Annotated in this window: 17 protein-coding genes; 8 read left to right on the top strand and 9 right to left on the bottom strand. The window is 61.8% G+C overall.

The features are described from left to right. Positions 1-37: 37 nt before the first annotated feature. From K3724_RS08245 to K3724_RS08235, 3 genes are all read left to right on the top strand, one after another. Complete coding sequence (locus K3724_RS08245) at positions 38-853, top strand: sulfurtransferase/chromate resistance protein (protein ID WP_259991721.1); 816 nt, start codon at positions 38-40, stop codon at positions 851-853. After that, positions 850-2121 (top strand): chromate efflux transporter, encoded by a 1272-nt coding sequence (gene chrA / locus K3724_RS08240; RefSeq protein ID WP_259991719.1) that lies wholly within the window; start codon positions 850-852, stop codon positions 2119-2121. Before K3724_RS08245 ends, chrA begins: the two co-directional genes overlap by 4 nt. 117 nt (positions 2122-2238) lie before the next feature. Then, entirely contained in the window at positions 2239-2715 is a 477-nt protein-coding gene (locus tag K3724_RS08235; protein ID WP_129371128.1) for an SspB family protein, read from the top strand. 72 nt (positions 2716-2787) lie between these two features. Here the strand turns inward: K3724_RS08235 and K3724_RS08230 are convergent, their stop codons facing one another. Further along, the gene (locus K3724_RS08230; RefSeq protein WP_311200217.1) at positions 2788-3354 is read right to left on the bottom strand and encodes a hypothetical protein; all 567 of its coding nucleotides are present in this window, start codon (positions 3352-3354) and stop codon (positions 2788-2790) included. Between the two features lie 218 nt (positions 3355-3572). On the opposite strand from K3724_RS08230, the gene fumC reads away from it, so the two are divergent. The 4 genes from fumC to K3724_RS08210 are packed head-to-tail and all read left to right on the top strand — an operon-like array spanning position 3573 to position 5621. After that, positions 3573-4967, top strand: coding sequence for a class II fumarate hydratase (gene fumC, locus K3724_RS08225; RefSeq protein WP_259991714.1), 1395 nt, complete (start codon positions 3573-3575; stop codon positions 4965-4967). Continuing rightward, positions 4967-5155 (top strand): DUF4169 family protein, encoded by a 189-nt coding sequence (locus tag K3724_RS08220; RefSeq protein WP_259991712.1) that lies wholly within the window; start codon positions 4967-4969, stop codon positions 5153-5155. Before fumC ends, K3724_RS08220 begins: the two co-directional genes overlap by 1 nt. Further along, complete coding sequence (locus K3724_RS08215; protein WP_129371131.1) at positions 5152-5370, top strand: ribbon-helix-helix domain-containing protein; 219 nt, start codon at positions 5152-5154, stop codon at positions 5368-5370. The genes K3724_RS08220 and K3724_RS08215 overlap by 4 nt, the downstream gene beginning before the upstream one ends. Continuing rightward, complete coding sequence (locus K3724_RS08210; RefSeq protein WP_311198496.1) at positions 5313-5621, top strand: N-(5'-phosphoribosyl)anthranilate isomerase; 309 nt, start codon at positions 5313-5315, stop codon at positions 5619-5621. Before K3724_RS08215 ends, K3724_RS08210 begins: the two co-directional genes overlap by 58 nt. A 48-nt stretch (positions 5622-5669) precedes the next feature. On the opposite strand, the gene K3724_RS08205 is transcribed toward K3724_RS08210, so the two are convergent. From K3724_RS08205 to K3724_RS08195, 3 genes are all read right to left on the bottom strand, one after another. Continuing rightward, complete coding sequence (locus K3724_RS08205; RefSeq protein ID WP_259991710.1) at positions 5670-7025, bottom strand: cytochrome P450; 1356 nt, start codon at positions 7023-7025, stop codon at positions 5670-5672. Then, positions 7022-8272, bottom strand: coding sequence for a hypothetical protein (locus tag K3724_RS08200; protein WP_259991708.1), 1251 nt, complete (start codon positions 8270-8272; stop codon positions 7022-7024). Before K3724_RS08200 ends, K3724_RS08205 begins: the two co-directional genes overlap by 4 nt. A gap of 112 nt (positions 8273-8384) precedes the next feature. Then, positions 8385-9137, bottom strand: coding sequence for a cytochrome c biogenesis CcdA family protein (locus K3724_RS08195; protein ID WP_259991707.1), 753 nt, complete (start codon positions 9135-9137; stop codon positions 8385-8387). Positions 9138-9230: 93 nt separating this feature from the next. On the opposite strand from K3724_RS08195, the gene K3724_RS08190 reads away from it, so the two are divergent. Beyond that, positions 9231-9464: a sulfurtransferase TusA family protein gene (locus K3724_RS08190; RefSeq protein WP_259992595.1), complete on the top strand. Its 234-nt coding sequence runs from the start codon at positions 9231-9233 to the stop codon at positions 9462-9464. 208 nt (positions 9465-9672) lie between these two features. Here the strand turns inward: K3724_RS08190 and K3724_RS08185 are convergent, their stop codons facing one another. The 5 genes from K3724_RS08185 to purS all read right to left on the bottom strand — a co-directional run bounded on the left by K3724_RS08185 (position 9673) and on the right by purS (position 17397). After that, the gene (locus tag K3724_RS08185; RefSeq protein ID WP_259991705.1) at positions 9673-12735 is read right to left on the bottom strand and encodes an Rne/Rng family ribonuclease; all 3063 of its coding nucleotides are present in this window, start codon (positions 12733-12735) and stop codon (positions 9673-9675) included. Between the two features lie 585 nt (positions 12736-13320). Then, a complete protein-coding gene (locus K3724_RS08180; RefSeq protein ID WP_259991703.1) occupies positions 13321-14658 on the bottom strand; it encodes a sigma-54 dependent transcriptional regulator in 1338 nt (445 codons plus the stop codon). Between the two features lie 31 nt (positions 14659-14689). Continuing rightward, positions 14690-16462, bottom strand: coding sequence for an ATP-binding protein (locus K3724_RS08175; protein ID WP_134830032.1), 1773 nt, complete (start codon positions 16460-16462; stop codon positions 14690-14692). Positions 16463-16498: 36 nt separating this feature from the next. Then, positions 16499-17167: a phosphoribosylformylglycinamidine synthase subunit PurQ gene (gene purQ / locus K3724_RS08170; protein WP_259991700.1), complete on the bottom strand. Its 669-nt coding sequence runs from the start codon at positions 17165-17167 to the stop codon at positions 16499-16501. After that, positions 17167-17397, bottom strand: a complete 231-nt coding sequence (purS, locus tag K3724_RS08165) for a phosphoribosylformylglycinamidine synthase subunit PurS (RefSeq protein WP_027258722.1) — start codon at positions 17395-17397, stop codon at positions 17167-17169. The genes purQ and purS overlap by 1 nt, the downstream gene beginning before the upstream one ends. Between the last annotated feature and the right edge of the window lie 17 nt (positions 17398-17414).

The following is a 17414-nucleotide window of genomic DNA, read 5'->3' as shown; positions in this document are numbered from 1 at the left end:
TTCGCATGTTAACCTTCGCTTGCGAGGAGACATGCTTATGGCTGCCCCGAATGAAATCACCCCTGCCCAGCTCTTGCGCCTGATCGGCACACCGAATGCGCCGGTTCTGGTGGATATCTGCATTGACGAAGATTTTGCCGCGGATCCCTTTCTGATCCCTGGCTCTTTCCGCCATTCCCATCAGGATATTGAAGGCCTCAAGGCCCGCCTGAACGGGCGGCGCTGCGTGGTGATCTGCCAGAAGGGCATCAAACTGTCGCAAGGCCTGGCCGCCTGGCTGCGCAATGACGGGATTGAGGCGGAATACCTGCAAGGCGGCATGTTTGCGTGGCGCGCCCTGAAGGATGCGCCGCGCATTCCCGCCAGCATCCTGCCCGCGCCGGTGGGCGGCGGCAGCCTGTGGGTGACCCGCCACCGGCCCAAGATCGACCGCATCGCTTGCCCCTGGCTGATCCGCCGCTTTGCGGATCCGGACGCTCGCATCCTGTTTGTCTCGCCGTCTGAGGTTACCGGTGTTGCAGACCGCTTTGGCGCCACGCCGTTTGATGTCGAGGGTGTGTTCTGGTCCCATCGCGGACCGCTTTGCACCTTTGACACCATGCTGGATGAGTTTGGCCTCAGAACGCCTGCGCTTGACAGGCTGTCCCTGGTTGTGAGAGGCGCCGACACCAACCGGCACAATCTGGCACCCGAGGCGGCGGGGCTTCTGGCCCTCTCGGTCGGATTGTCGCGCCAGTACAAAGACGACCATCAGCAGCTTGAGGCAGGCATGACCCTATATGATGCGCTATACCGCTGGGCCCGCGACGGCCAGAGTGAAGGCCACGACTGGCCTGCGGACCGCAAGGCATGAACCATCCCAGCTGGACGGAGATGTTCCGTGTCTTCGGGCGCATCGGGGTGCTGAGCTTTGGCGGCCCCGCAGCGCAGATTTCGGTGATGCATAAGGAGCTGGTTGAAGACCGGCCCTGGCTGAGCGAGGACAGCTTTCTGCGCGGCCTGTCCTTTTGCATGCTACTGCCGGGACCGGAGGCGATGCAGCTGGCGACCTATACCGGCTGGCGGATGCGCGGCACTGCCGGCGGGCTGCTGGCGGGGCTGCTGTTTGTGCTGCCGGGGGCGGCGGTGATAGCGGTGCTGGTCTGGCTTTATGCGCAATACGGCACCCTGCCCGCAGTGCAATCGGCATTTCTGGGGGTCAAGGCGGCGGTGGTGGTCATCATCCTGCAGGCGCTGCGGCGGCTGGCGGGCAAGGCCCTGCACCATCCGCTGGACTGGGCGCTGGCGGGGTTCGGCTTTGCCGCACTGTTCCTGTTCAACCTGCCGTTTCCGCTGGTGGTGCTGGCCGCCGCCTGCATTGGATTGCTGCGCAAAGACAGCAGCACCGGCGGCCCCGCGCACCAAGCGCCTGTCCGCAACGGCAGTACCTTGAGCACCATTGCAGTCTGGGGCGGGTTGTGGCTGTTGCCGCTGATTGCCCTCTCGCTGTCCGGGGCGGGGTTTCTGGCGGACATCGGCTGGTTCTTTTCCAAACTTGCCGTTGTGACCTTTGGCGGCGCCTATGCGGTGCTGGCCTATATCAGCCAGACTGTAGTCAGCCAATTCGGCTGGATCACTGCCGGGCAGATGATTGATGCCCTGGGCCTGGCCGAGACAACCCCTGGCCCGCTGATCCTGGTCACCCAGTTTGTCGCCATGCTGGCAGGTCTGACGCAGGGCGGGTCCGGGCTGTTTCTGGCCGCCGGCGCGGTGGCGCTTTGGGCAACCTTCATGCCGTGTTTTCTGTGGATCTTTGCTGCCGCGCCTTATGTGGAGCGTATCGCCGCGCATCCGCGGCTTGGCATGGCGCTAAAGGCGGTAACGGCGACAGTGGCCGGTGTCATTCTGAACCTGTCCGTGTGGTTCATGATGCATGTGGGTTTTGCCGGAACGCAGGTGTTTGAAGCAGGCATTCTGCACATGCCTGTTCCGGTCTGGAGCAGTATGAACAGCACTGCGGTTCTGCTGGTTCTGCTGGCGCCGTTTGCCGTCTGGATGGTTCGCGGCAATATGCTGCTGCTGCTGGCGGTGATGGCTACGGCCGGCCTGGCCGTTGCGGAATTCCCGTTTGCAATCAGCTGACTGCCGATACCCGCAAAGCACAGTCAGCCGCAATAAAATTTGATCCTGCGAAAAGGCTGCTCTTTTGTTTCCGCCAGAATCTCCTATGCTGGGGACAAATGAACAAAGGGTGACTGCATGTCCCGTGAAATCGACTATGGCAACCTGATGCACTCTGCCATGCGCGGCCTGATCCGGACCGTGCTGCAGGATATCTCCGACAATGGCTTGCCCGGTAACCACCACTTTTTCATCACCTTCGACACAGCCCACCCGGATGTGGAGCTGGCCGATTGGCTGTCCGACCGGTATCCCGGTGAAATGACCGTTGTCATGCAGCATTGGTTCGACAATCTGACCGTGGATGAGGACGGTTTTGCGGTCACACTGAACTTCGGCGATTCTCCTGAACCGCTTTATATTCCCTATGACGCGATCCGCACCTTTGTGGACCCGTCGGTGGAGTTCGGACTGCGGTTTGAGTCCGCCGATGAAGAGCCGGAAGGCTTTTCCGCGGTCACCGATGCGGCTGAGGAACAAGACGGCGCCGAGGAGCCAGAGGAAGAAGACAAGAAAGACGCGGATGTCGTGTCGCTGGACAGCTTCCGCAAATAGGCGGGCTGACCCATCGCGCAGTATCAGGCAGCCCGTCCGGCTGCCTTTTTCATGTCCGGCCTGTTCCTTGGCCTATTGCCTGGCCAGGAAGGTCTCCAGCCGCCGGCGCGGTTCGCCGTTCAGCCGTGAAATGTAAACCAGATCCAGCCCGCCATCGGCCAGGGTCCTGTCATACTGCTGCATCTCGTAGTCGCCGTTCGGGTGAATAAACAGCGAAAAGACCGTCAGCGTATCGCCAGTCAGCCGGCCCCAGACGAAGGGTTCGCCTTCCATCGGGTTCAACGGCACCGCATGACCAAACACATTGCGTGTCATTGCCGCAGAGTAGACGCCATTGCGCCCGCTTTGCTGGAATTCGATTTCATAGGTCTTGGTCTTTTTGCGGCCGTCATCCTTTTCGGTGGTCGAGGTCCATTTGATGGTGAACCCCTTCTTCATCTCGTGGATGATAACGCTCATGTCCCGGGGATCGGTGTCGCCATCTGTCTTGACGACGTCGACGCTGCCGGAATATTCGCCGGCAAACTGCGAAATACCGGCAGCAATCCCCTGCACCGCCCCGCACAGCAGCAAACAGGCGGCCAATGCAGGCACGGCCAGGGATTTCAGTGACAGAACTTCACACAGACGGATTGGCACGATCAATTCCTTTCCGGATACAAATTTGCCCGTCTCCCGCCCCGTCCCACGCAGTGTAACCATAGCATGGATTGAGACAATGGCATGGATTGGATTGCGCCAATTCGACACTATACCTTACCTGCCATTTGGCTATGCTGCGCGCAACTGGCCAATTGCGCCGCATTCCGGCACAGGCTACACGGCATACAATCGCATACTCAACGGAGAGAAGACGGATGTCCGAAACCCGCACCGAAACCGACAGCTTTGGCCCGCTTGAAGTCCCCGCAGACAAGTATTGGGGCGCCCAGACCCAGCGGTCGATCATGAATTTCCCCATTGGCTGGGAAAAGCAGCCTGTCGCCATTGTGCGCGCGCTGGGAGTGATCAAACAGGCCTGCGCCATGGCCAACAAGGCCTCGGGCAAGCTGGACGCCAGGATCGGTGATGCCGTTATTCAAGCAGCCGGCGAAGTTGTCGGGGGCAAGTTCGACGACAACTTCCCGCTGGTGGTGTGGCAGACCGGCTCCGGCACCCAGTCCAACATGAACTCCAACGAGGTGATCGCCAACCGCGCGATTGAAATCCTGGGCGGCGTGATCGGCTCCAAGGATCCGGTGCACCCGAACGATCACTGCAATATGGGCCAGTCTTCCAACGACACCTTCCCCACGGCCATGCATATTGCCACCGCGATGTCCGTTCGCGACGTGCTGGTGCCGGGCCTGACCAAACTCGCCGAAGGGCTGGAGGCAAAAGCCGAGGCATTCAAGGACATCATCAAGATCGGCCGCACCCATACCCAGGACGCCACCCCGCTGACGCTGGGCCAGGAGTTCGGCGGCTACGCGCATCAGATCCGCCAGGGTCTGGCCCGGGTCGAGGCTGCGATGCCCGGCATCTATGAGCTGGCACAGGGCGGCACTGCGGTTGGCACCGGTCTGAATACGCAAAAAGGCTGGGGCGAAACCGTCGCCGCCAATATGGCCGAAATCACCGGCCTGCCCTTTGTCACTGCCCCGAACAAGTTCGAGGCACTGGCCGCCCATGACGCGATGGTGTTCCTGTCCGGCGCTTTGGCCACCATTGCGGGCAGCTGCTACAAGATTGCAAATGACATCCGCTTCCTCGGCTCGGGCCCGCGCTCGGGCCTGGGTGAGCTGATCCTGCCAGAGAATGAGCCAGGCTCCTCAATCATGCCGGGCAAGGTGAACCCGACCCAGGCCGAGGCGCTGACCCAGGTGGCCGCCCATGTGATGGGCAATGATGCCGCGATCAAATTCGCGGGCTCGCAGGGTCATTTTGAGCTGAACGTCTACAACCCGATGATGTCCTACAACCTGCTGCAATCCATCCAGCTCTTGGGCGACGCGGCGGACAGCTTTACCGAGCGGATGCTGAACGGCATCCAGGCCAATGAGCCGCGCATCGACAAGCTGATGAAAGAGTCGCTGATGCTGGTCACGGCACTGGCGCCGACCATCGGCTATGACAACGCCACCAAGGTTGCCAAGACCGCGCATAAGAACGGCACCACGCTGAAGGAAGAGGCGGTCGCGCTTGGCTTCGTGGACGAGGCGACTTTTGATGCCGTGGTCCGTCCCGAACAGATGATCGGCCCCAAGGACTGATGGCTGGCTCCGGTTCAGGCCCGGTCAATCTGAACCGGTACAGAAAGGAAAAAGCGCGGGCCGGGAAAAAGGCCCGCGCTGACCAGAACGCCGTGACATTCGGGCGGACCAAGGCGGAAAAGGAATTGGACAAGGCGCGCAATGTGCAAGACGTCCGGCGCCTGGACGACCATAAGCGCGACGAATGAACAGCCGGCCCAAGAAGCACTCACTGACCTTGCGCGGGCACCGGACCTCGGTGTCGCTGGAGGATGACTTCTGGGATGCCTTCCGCGAGATTGCCGCGCAGGACGGCCGTGCAATCAATGATTTGGCTGCCGGAATTGATGAAGCCCGCGGCGAGGATTGCGGATTGGCCTCAGCGATCAGGCTGTTTGTGCTGCACCGGTTAAGGGCACGTTAACCGCGGTTTGGCATCGTGCTGCTATGCCTGTGCCTGTCCCTCTCACCGCTGATGCCTGGATACAGCAGCTTTTCCGGTCCCAGGCTGCTGCAAAAGGCGGTGTTGTCCGCCGCCAGAAGCGCGATATTGAGCGGCTGCTTGGCTGGGACCGCTTTCACTACGAACTTAAGCGCCGTGGATTTCGAGCCGTCGAAAACGCCGGTCAGGTTGTCATCTTCTGCAATCAGGACGCCGTACGCATCATCCAGTGATGCAAATTTCTTCGAAGAAATTTGCCAAGAAAATTCGAATTTTCTTGGCTAACGCCGCGACAGCTGCAGCCAGATCCCATTCTTCGACCGCACCGTAAGATGCGCCACGGGCACCGGCGCCTGCGCCGCAGCCGGAGCTACGCGGAACGCGCGCAGGATCATCGACAGGATCAACGGTCCTTCCACCATGGCAAACCCAGCGCCGGTACAAACGCGTGCCCCCGCCGAGAAAGGGATATACGCGTCCCGCTGGCACTGCTTGCCGTTCTCTGTTTGCCAGCGGGAAGGGTCAAACCCATCCGGGTTCTCCCACAGCCGCTCATGCCGGTGCAGATGCCAGGGACTGAGCACCATCTGCGCGCCCTTTGGCACGTCACGGTCTCGGAACTGCTCCGGACAGGCTGCCTCGCGCACCATCATCGGCACCGGCGGATACAGCCGCAGGGTTTCGCGGAACACATCCCGGCTGACCCTCAGCTTTGAAACCGCGGCAAAGGTTTCATCCGCCAGCGCCTCGGCCTCAGCTGCCACCTTCTCTTGCCAATCAGGATAAAGCGCCATCAGATACAGCGCCCAGGCCAATGCCGAGGCGCTGGTTTCATGGCCCGCAAGAAAAAAGATCGCGACCTGGTCCACCATTTCGGCGGTATCAAAAGTGCTGCCTGTTTCCGGGTCCCGGGTGGTCATGATCTTAGTGGCCAGGTCATCCGGTGCCGTGCCCGCCTTGATGGCATCCATTCGTTCGCGGGTCAGCTGTTCAATCAGTGCCCGGATCACCTCAGCGTTCCGGCGGGTGCCGCGGCGGAAAAACCGCGGCATCCAGCGCGGCAATGGGACAAAGGCTGCCAGGTTCAACAGCGGCTGGCTGCGCTGGTAGTCGCGGAACCGGCTAAAGACCTGTCCCGCGACCTGATGCTCGATCGGGATCGAGAACAGCGTGCGAAAGATTACATCCGCCGCTGCGTGCGACGTTTCCTCCTCGATCTCGACAAGTCCTTGCCGTTCCTTCAGCCGTTCCACTGCGGACTCTGCCGCGGCGCGCATCGCCGGGTATGTGTCCTTAAGCCGTCCGCCTTCAAAGGCCGGATCGATGATCCGCCGCTGCCGTTTCCAGGCCTCGCCATTGGTCAGGAAAACGGAGTTCCCCAGCAACGGTTTCAACCCCTCGGCAATCCGGTCCGACTTTGGAAAATCTTCGGGTCGCTCCTTCAGCAGCACTTTCACCAGCTCCGGCTGGTTGACCAGGAAGGAACGGAAAAACGGCGTGCGGAATTCGGCCATCCAGGCGCGGTACAGGCGCGCGGGCTGGGCCGACAGAATATCCTGACGGAACATTTTCACATAGCGCCACAGCGGCACGCGGTCCGGGCGTGCGGGCGGTTTCGGCGGCAAGGCTTGGGTCATTCAGCCGCCACCGACGTGAACTTCGACACTGCCGCATCAATCCGGGACTGCGACGGTTTGCGGTCCTTGTAGCGTTCCGCCAGCGTCAGCGGTCCGGCTGTGATGCGGAAGTAATCATAGTCGCCCGGCCGGTCGAAGGCGCAGAGATACTGAAAGTGCAGCCGGAAAAACCGCCAGCGCAGCTGTTGCCAGCGTTCCGGGCTGAGCGTCTGGGTGAAGGCGGCGGAGAACACCAGCGGCCAGCGCTTGCCCTCAACCGCGACGCCGCTGACCGACACCGGATCGCACAGTGCAAAAGCGCAGCCATCACCTGGTGCCGTGACATCGACCCAGGCCAGTTCCTGCCGCTGGGACAGATACTGCAGATCAGCCCGCAAACGCTCGGCCCGCGGCAAGAAGGACACCATGGGCACAACCTGCCCCAAGGTCAGAAACCCCAATGCCGGCCGGTTCAACGGCAGACCCGCGCGGATCAGATCCGCCAGGACGGACACACCAACATGAGCGCCCGAGGAATGCCCCGCCACCAGCACCTCGTCCAGATCAGGATCTTGCAGCGCCTCCGAGATCAGCGCGCGGAACGCGCGCATCCGCGCTTCCATTTCCGGCGGGATGGCGCCGCGGGAGGCCGCGGAATGCGCATAATCGTGCATCAGGTAATAGGCGAAGAACTTGCCGTCCCGCTTTTTGAACCAACGCAGCAGCGCGTAGCCGCAACCAAGACCCAAGGCCCAGCCAATGGCCAGCGCTACCGGACCTGAAAGGCCGGCGCGACCGGCCACCGTCCCAAAGGCATAGGCAACACCCCACGCCAGCAGCAGCGCCAGAAACGCCTGCAACAGCAGCATCCCCACCGGGTAAAGTGCGGCGATCACCGGCCCTTTGCGCAGCCGCATCAGCCGCCGCAGTGCACCTGTGGAGATATAGATCCAGGCTGTGCGCAATAGCTGCCAATAGGTGCCGGGAATGGTTGCCTCCATACTGCCGCGCACGATGTCGGACCAGACCAGCACCTCGATGTCGGCCTCAGTGCAAAGACCATCCATCTCTGACACAGCGTGCCAGCCATAGGGGCCTTTGGTCTGTTTGGGGGAGAGTGACAGGCTGTAGCCGGAAATCCCGGCCTGCGCGGTGCCTTCCTTGCGGTACAGCTCGCGGTAACGGCGCGGATGAATCGGATCATAGCCGGGTATGTAGAATACCCGCCGCTTGCGCACCTGCTGTTGACCGTGCTCCTGCTGTGTCACGCCTTGGCCTGCATCCTTGTTCTGCGGCCAGACTAACAGCGCATTCCGGCAAGAGTAAGGCCAGGAATGGAAAAGAAAAAGGGGCCCCAAGGCCCCTTTGAACATCTCAGGCTCAGCCCAGCGTTGCCAGTGCCGGGAAGGTTTCCAGCAGCCACCAGGAGAAGGTGGTGAACAACCCGGTGACCAGCATAATGCCGACAACCAGCAGCAGCCCGCCCATCACCTTTTCAATCAGTCCCATATGGCGCTTCATCTTGTTCATCAACACCATGGAACGGGTGAGAAACATTGCCGCCAGCAGAAAGGGAATGCCCAGACCTGCGGCATAAACGCCGAGCAGGATTGTGCCCCGGCTGACTGATGCTTCAGAGGCGGCAAGCGACAGGATCGCGCCCAGCTGCGGCCCGATGCAAGGCGTCCAGCCAAAGGCAAAAGCCAGCCCCAGAACGTAAGCCCCCAAGGCGGAACCACCGGACTCGCCCGCCTCCATCCGCGCCTCGCGGTCCAGCAGCGGAATGCGGAACACAGACAGGAAATGCAGGCCGAATATGATCACAACCACACCTGAAACTTGCGCAAAAAGCTCCTGATTTTTCAGCACAAATGCACCAAACACCGAGGCGGTGAAGCCCAGCAGCAGAAACACCGTGGACAGTCCCATCACAAAGAACAGCGCTGCGATGACCGCCTTGCGCCGGGCTGCGCCGGTGCCTTGCATCTCGCCAATGGTGACACCGCTCATATAGGCCAGATACGGCGGCACGATCGGCAGGACGCAGGGCGACAGAAAACTGATCACGCCGCCTAGCAGCGCCACCAGCATGGCAGGGAGCAGCCCTGCGTCTATGATCTCGATTCCAAACATGTCCCACACTTATGCCAGCAATTGACCAACGTCACGGGGCGGGTTGATCACATCCTTGTGGACAGCATGAAACATCCCGCTTATCTGCACACCATGACCGAGATCAATGAGACATTGGATGCCATCGGGCTGCTGTGCCCCCTGCCCGTCCTGAAGGCCCGCAAGCGGTTGAAATCGCTGCAGCCCGGCCATGTGCTGCAACTGCTGGCGGATGATCCGGCGGCGGTGATTGACGTGCCGCATTTCTGCAATGAGGCGGGCCATGAATTCCTCGGCCACAGCGACGGCGCTGGCCACCAAGCCTATCTGATCCGCAAGGGCAGCTAAGACCCAAGCCGCCTTGGCGCCCTGTCCGGACAGCTGCGGAATTCGACACGCCTTCCGGAGTTGATACCGCGTGGCTTCCGAACGAAGCCCCGCCCTAGGATGCGCTTTCCTGACACGCCGCCGGCTGCGTTTCCTTCGCTGGCAATACCGCCAAAAAAAGAAAGGCAGGCGCTTTGGCCTGCCTCTCCCATTAGTTATCACTTAGCAATCAGCTGCCCACCGACCACCAGCCGCGGCGTTTCGGCTTGGGCGGTGCCGCCGGTTCCGGTTCAGCCGCAGCAACGGCCATTGCAGGTTCCGGCTGCTTCTCCTCTTGCGAGGGTGCGGGCTCCGGCTGGGCGGCCTCTTCTGCAGCAGGCTGTTCTGCCACCGCCTCCGCGGCTGCATCCGGTGCTGCCTCTACAGGCTCTTCCTCCGGTACAGCCTCGGCTTCAGCGGCAACCGGTTCTGCCGGGGCAGCTTCCACTTCAACAGCGATGGCTTCCGCCGGAGCAGTGGCTTCTGCCGGAGCGGCATCTTGCGCTTCTGCAGTACTGTCCGCGGCAGGCTCAGCATCCGGGGCAGCAGCGGCTTGTGCGCCTTCTGCAGCGTCTTCAGACGGGGCCTGCGCAACGGTTTCCGCTGCAGGGGCATCTTCAGCGCCAGCCGCGGCCGGGGCGTCCTGCACGGAAGCTTCGGCAGTCTCTGCAGCGGCGGGAGCCTCTTCCGCGGCTTCTGCCTCAGCCGGTTTGGCCTTTGGCTTGCGCGACCGGGTACGGGTGCGGCTGCGGGAAGGTTTCTTTTCCTTCACCTCTTCTGCGGCAGCGCCTTCACCTTCGGCGGCAGCCTCCGCAGGCTCAGCTGCGTCATCCTGCTGCTGCGGCTCGTCAGACGCCTCATCGCCGTTTTCGCCATCCTGGCCTTGCTCGCCATTGCCGGATTTCCGGCGGCGGCGGCGGCGGCGCTTGCGCTTGGGCTTGTCGTCCTGCTCAGCCTCCTCGGCGGCGGGTGCGGCCTCTGCTGCTGCCGGTTCTTCTGCCTCGTCCTCGCTGGCTTCCTCGGCGTCCACCTGATCCATGATCGAGGTATCAACGGACACCACCGGAGCAGTCGCAGCAGGTACCACGCGGGATGCGGTTTTGAACTTCTCCAGCACAAAATCCGGGCTGACCAGATGCGGATCGCCTTCGATGCGCACAGACAGGCCGTAACGCGCCTCGATCTGGGCGATATGCTCGCGTTTTTGGTTCATCAGGAAGTTGGCGATGGAGACCGGGCAGCGCACCAGCACTTCGCGGGAGCGGCGGCGGGTGCCCTCTTCTTCGATCTGGCGCAGGATCGACAGCGCCATCGAGTCGTCGGAGCGGATCAGTCCGGTGCCATGGCAATGCGGGCACGGAGCGGTCGTTGCCTCGATCATGCCGGGGCGCAGGCGCTGGCGCGACATTTCCATCAGGCCAAAGCCCGAGATCCGGCCCACCTGGATGCGGGCACGGTCTGTCTTCAGCTTGTCCTTCATCCGTTTTTCGACGGCGGCGTTGTTCTTGCGCTCGTCCATGTCGATGAAGTCGATCACGATCAGGCCGGCAAGGTCGCGCAGACGCAGCTGGCGGGCGACTTCTTCAGCCGCCTCCAGGTTGGTGTTAAGCGCGGTTTCCTCGATCGAGCCCTGTTTCGTAGCCCGGCCCGAGTTCACGTCAATTGCCACCAGCGCCTCGGTCACGCCGATCACGATGTAGCCGCCGGATTTCAGCTGCACGGTCGGGTTGAACATGCCTGCCAAGTAGCTTTCCACCTGGAAGCGGGCAAACAGCGGCAGCCCTTCCTGGTAGTTTTTCACGTTCTTGGCATGGGACGGCATGATCATTTTCATGAAGTCCTTGGCGATGCGGTAGCCGCGCTCGCCTTCGACCAGAACCTCGTCGATCTCACGGCTGTAAAGATCGCGGATCGAGCGTTTGATCAGGTCGCCTTCTTCATAGATCTTGGCCGGCGCGATGGATTTCAGCGTCAGCTCGCGGATCTGTTCCCACATCCGCTGCAGGTATTCATAGTCGCGCTTGATCTCGGATTTGGTGCGTTTGGCACCGGCGGTGCGCACGATCAGGCCCGCGCCGGTCGGCACGTCCAGTTCGGTTGCGATATCCTTCAGCTTCTTGCGGTCATCCGCGTTGGTGATTTTGCGGGAGATGCCCCCGCCGCGGGCAGTGTTGGGCATCAGCACGCAATAGCGGCCGGCCAGAGACAGGTAGGTGGTCAGAGCCGCACCCTTGTTGCCGCGCTCTTCCTTGACGACCTGCACCAGCAGAACCTGGCGGACTTTGATCACTTCCTGGATCTTGTAGCGGCGCGGACGCGGCTTGCGCGGCGGACGGATGTCCTCGCTGTCGTCCTCATCGGCAACGGATTCGATGCTGTCATCTTTGGAGGTTGCATCGGCGCGGCCGGTTTCGCCCGCGTCTTCATCGCTGTCGCCGCTGTCTGCGGAGTCAGCACCGGCATTGGCAGATGCGGCTTCCGGAGCGGCCGTTTCTGCATCGTCCTCAGCTGCTTCGGAGCCGGCTTCAGCCTTGGCTGCTGGCTCTTCCGCAGTTTCTGCAGGTGCCTCTTCGGCAACGGCGGCCTCAGCTGCCGCCTCTGCTGGTGCTTCTTCGCCAGCAGTCTCAGCGGGCCCGGCAGGCACGTCGGCTTCGGCTGCCTCAGGTGCAGACACATCATCGTCTTCCGGCTCGTCCACCGGCGTTTCCGCGACATGTTCCACCGGTGAGGACCCTTCCGGCACGTCCGCCAGATCATCCCCGGCCTCAGCACTGTCGCTCAGGTCGATGGTCTCCATTCCGGCGATTTCAGCGGTCTTCTCCTCAGAGGCCTCAACCTCCTTGGTTTCCACTGCATCATCAGAAGAGGTCTTGGCAGCCTTGGCGGCGGATTTGGACCGGCGCGACCGCTTGGGCTTGGCCGGTTTTTCTTCGTCTTCCTCGTCGCGGGCACGCATCGCCTCGGCATAGGCGCGCTCTTCCTCCATCAGCGCCTCACGGTCGGCGACGGGGATCTGGTAATAATCCGGGTGGATTTCGGAAAACGCCAGGAAGCCATGGCGGTTGCCGCCATAGTCCACAAACGCCGCCTGCAGCGACGGTTCGACCCGGGTTACTTTTGCGAGGTAAATATTGCCAGCAAGCTGGCGTTTATTTTCGGATTCAAAGTCGAATTCCTCAACCTTGTTTCCATCCACAACCACAACACGGGTCTCTTCCGCGTGGGTGGCGTCGATAAGCATCTTCTTTGCCATGTGTCCTTGGTGCACCTGCCCTGTGCGTCCGCAAGCCTCTTGTTTCCAGGCGGCCGCGCACGTTTCGGGTGGTGTCTTGTCAGGGCGATCTGGGACGGCGCGGTGCAGCAGGTGGTCCCGGGGTCGATGCCCGGCCTTCCTGCCTCAGTGCTTTTCGCTCTCGCGCGCGTCATCGCGGTTCTTCTCCGGCAGGCGGGTGCTGCCCGTCCCTGCCACATTATCCCTGCACCGGCTTAAATTCCGGCTTGGGCGCTAAACTGCCCTCCAAAGTTCAGAGGGCCAATCGGTCTGACTGCAGCTTTCTCGGATCATGCCGGACAAAAACCGCAGTCAGCGAAACTCATAAGAACGGGGGAACCATACACCGGTTTCCGGCCCGTTTGGTCAGCATAAGGCCTGTGGATAGGTAATGACAATGGACATTCGTCACCACAGGCATTGAAAATGAAACCTGCCGGCCCATAGCAGACAATGCATTAAATTGTGGTTAGTTTTCAGCCGGCTGCCGGAGTTCCAATAGAACTCCGGCGCGCAAGCATTTGTTTTCCCAGTCGGTTCCCGTGCCGAAAACAGCAGCAGCGGCAGTTACGCCAGATAGTCGGACCGCTGCAGGCCGTATTTGGCCATCTTCTCGTTCAGCGTCCGGCGCGGCAGGCACAGCTCGTCCATCACGCTGGCAATAGACCCTTTGTGGCGGCGCATGGTGTTGTCGATCAGCATCCGTTCAAAGGCTTCCACATATTCCTTCAGCGGCTTGCCTTCGGTGGTCATCACCGGCTGCATTTCCTCGTGATCGGACATCAAGAGCGAGGCAATGGTGCCCGAGCCACGGCGCGACTGCAGGACCGCGCGTTCCGCAATGTTGATCAGCTGGCGCACGTTGCCCGGCCAGGGTGCCTGCAGCAGCTGTGCCGCCTCCTGCGCGCTGACCTGCGGCGCCTCGCACCCGTATTCTTCCGAGAATTGCTCGGACAGGCGGGTGAACAGCGTCAGGATATCTTCGCCGCGCTGGCGCAGCGGCGGCACGGTGATGCGCAATGCTGCCAGGCGGTAGAACAGATCCGGGCGCAGCGCGTCTTCGCAGGTCTTGCCCGCTTCCTGCAGGTTGGAAATGGCGATAATCCGGGTTTCTGCCGGGGTGCCCTGCTCGTTGATCACACTCAGCAGCTTGGCCTGCAACGTCTCAGACAGCGCGTCGATATCTTCCAGCACCAGGGTGCCGCCACGGGCTTCCTCGACTGCCGGAAGCATGCTGTCTTCGGGTTGCATCGGCCCGAACAGGCGTTTGGCAAGTGCTTCCTCTTCCAAGGCAGCACAGGAGATCAGCACGAATTTCTTGCCCGCACGGCTGCCAACCGCGTGCAGCGCATGCGCCACCAGGGTTTTGCCGGTGCCGGTCTCGCCGTCGATCAGCACATGGCCGTCCGCCTGCCCCAGGTCGAGGATATCTTCGCGCAGGCGTTCCATAACCGGGCTTTGGCCGATCAGTTTCTTCATGATCTGGCCGCCATCCGACAATTCACGCCGCAGCACCCGGTTGTCCAGCGTCAGGCGGCGCGCACCAGTGGCGCGCTTGGCCAGTTCCGACATCCGGTCCGGATTGAACGGTTTTTCCAGGAAGTCGAAGGCGCCCACGCGCATCGCCTCCACCGCCATCGGCACATCGCCGTGGCCGGTGATCATGATCACCGGCAGTGCAGAATCGCTGCCCATCAGCTTTTTCAGGAACTGCATCCCGTCCATGCCGGGCATCTTGATGTCGGAGATCACGATGCCGGGGTAATCCGGGCCCAGCACCTTCAGCGCTTCTTCTGCACTGGAAAAGGTCTCGGTGTCGTAACCCGACAATGCCAGCCACTGGCTGATCGACTGCCGCATATCCTGTTCGTCGTCCACGATCGCGATTTTCATAGCCTGGGCCATGCGCGTTCTCTCCTAATCTTCAGGGGCTGCCTCATTCCGCAGCCTCGATGCCGTCCACCAGGACCGGCAATTGCATCTCAAAGACCGCGCCGCCGTTCTGGCCGTTGCGGGCGGTCAGCCGTCCCCCTAGGTCGTTGACGATCCCCGAGGAGATGGCAAGACCCAAACCAACCCCGTCGCCGGGCTGCTTGGTGGTGTAGAACGGCTCGAACAATTCATCGAAGTCGTTGATCCCCACCCCGTTGTCGCGCACCGACAGGGTTGCCGTCTCGCCCGCCGCCAGCAGGATTTCCACCTCCGGGTCGGCCACTGATTTGGTGGCGTCCAGCGCGTTGCGCAAGAGGTTGACCATGACCTGTTCCAGCCGCATCCGGTCACCCATCACCATAACAGGTTCTTCGGGCAAAATCCGGGTGATTTTCACATGCCGCTGACGCAGCTGCGGTTCCATCATCGACAGGCTGGAGGCCAGCGCATCGCCCACGTTTACAGGGCTGAACGTATCGCCGCCCTTGCGCGCATAGGATTTCAGCTGCCGGGTGATTGCCCCCATCCGCTCAATCAGATCATCGATCCGGCCAAAGGAGGCCAGCGCCTCATCCGGACGGTTGCGGTTAAGCAGCAGACGGGCGCCGGCCAGATAGGTTTTCATCGCCGCCAGCGGCTGGTTCAGCTCATGGCTGACGGCAGCCGACATCTCCCCCAAGGCGGCCAGTTTCGAGCTTTGCGCCAGGCTCTGTTCCGCCACGGCCAGGGTCTTTTGCATCCGTTCGCGCTCGGCAATTTCCCGCTGGAGGCGCGCATTCAATACGCGAAGCTCTGCCGACTCGCGCTGGAACAAGGCCATGCGCAGCGCGGTTTTCCGGCTCAGCGCATAAAACGCCAGCGCCAGCAGGATGGCGAATCCCATAATTTCCAGCGCCAGCACCGCGTTAACCCGCTCACGAACCGAGGAATAAGTGGTGAAGGACGCCATCCGCCAGCCCTGGAACGGCACCCGGGTTTCCAGCCGCATCACAGCCTCGCCCTGCAGGTAAGCGTCCGGCGGCAGCGCGGTCCAGTCGGTGGTGGCCCGGATCGCCCGCTGAATGGCGCCCTCGGGCGTCTGCAGGGTCAGCGCATCGCCTTCCTGCAGCCCGCGCCAACGGGCCTCGGTGGCCAGGATGATATTGCCGGTGCTGTCGGTGACCAGAACTGCATCGGAAATCCCGGCCCAGGCCCGTTCGAACTTCTGCAGGTCCACCTCGACGACAATCGCGCCCAGGACGCCGGTCGCATCGATCATTCGCCGTGAATAGGTGAAACGGTAGCCGCCCACTTCCCGCGGGATCACCGAAAAGACTGTCGACTTGGCCCGGATCGCATCGACAAAATAGGCAGCATTGCGATGGGTCTCGCCCAGCCGGTTGCGGTCGGTTGCGGCCACCGTGCGGCCATCCTGCGCCAGCAGCATGATCGAGGCCGCGCCGATCTCATCCACAAAAGAGATCAGCCGCTGGGTGGACAGGGAAAAGTCATTGGATTGCAGTGCCGAAATCAGCGTCTGGTCGCGCGCCAGCAGCTGCGGCACAATCGCATGCTGGCGCAGCTCGCTCAGCAAGTTGCCCGAATACAGCGCCAGCCGCAGTTCGGCCCGGTTGCGGGTGCTTTCGGTAAAACGGTGGGTCAGCGCCCGGTTTGTGGTCCACACGGTGACAGCCGCCACCAGCATGAACAGCACAAGCGACAGCCGCGCGCGCCACGAAATCGTGCGCGAGCCGGTCTTCCGCTTGGGTTTGGTCACATCAAAGCGCGGGGCGGTCATAAACTATACCTATTGCGGCCGCCCCGCATCCTCAAGTCACGCCGCAGTGACCATGCCCGCCAATGCGCGGAAGACTGCCGTGCCATCGGTGCCGCCGTGCCCTTCATCCGCGGCCCGTTCCGGGTGCGGCATCATGCCAAGCACGCGGCGGTTGTCCGACAGGATACCGGCAATATCAGCAACCGAACCATTGGGGTTGTCTGCATAGGTGAAGGCCACCCGGTCCTGGTCCTGCAGCGCCTTGACGGTCTCTGCATCGGCAAAATAATTGCCATCATGGTGGGCAATCGGCACACCGATCACATCGCCTGCACTGTACCCTTGGGTAAAGACGCTCTCAGACGTCGCCACCTTCAGGTCCACGGTGCGGCAGATGTATTTCAAACCTGCGTTGCGCAGCAATGCGCCCGGCAGCACGCCGGTTTCGGTCAGGATCTGGAATCCGTTGCAGACGCCGATGGCATAGCCGCCGCGGTCTGCGTGCGCGACCACAGCCTTGCAGATCGGCGATTGCGCCGCGATAGCACCGCAGCGCAGGTAGTCGCCGTAGGAGAAACCGCCAGGAACACCAACGATATCGACGCCTTCCGGCAGCGCGCTGTCCTTGTGCCAGACCATCGACACGTCGAAACCAGCCTGCTCAAACGCCACCGCCAAATCGCGATCACAGTTTGAACCCGGGAAGACTACTACCGCCGCCTTCATCACTGCAGCTCGATGCTGTAGGATTCGATCACGGTGTTGGCCAGCAGCTTTTCGCACATTGCGGTCACGTCTGCCTCGGTGGCGCCGTCTGCCAGATCCAGATCGATCACCTTGCCCTGCCGCACACCTTCAACCTTGTCAAAGCCCAGGGCCCCCAGCGCGTGGCGCACCGCCTCGCCCTGCGGATCCAGAACCCCGTTCTTCAGCATCACATGCACCCGTGCCTTCATTGCATCATCCCTCAGGT

It is taken from the genome of Leisingera sp. M658 (genome assembly GCF_025144145.1).
GTDB lineage: Bacteria > Pseudomonadota > Alphaproteobacteria > Rhodobacterales > Rhodobacteraceae > Leisingera.
The sequence above is the reverse complement of the archived record's forward strand: the minus strand, read 5'-3'. Positions and strand labels throughout refer to the sequence as shown.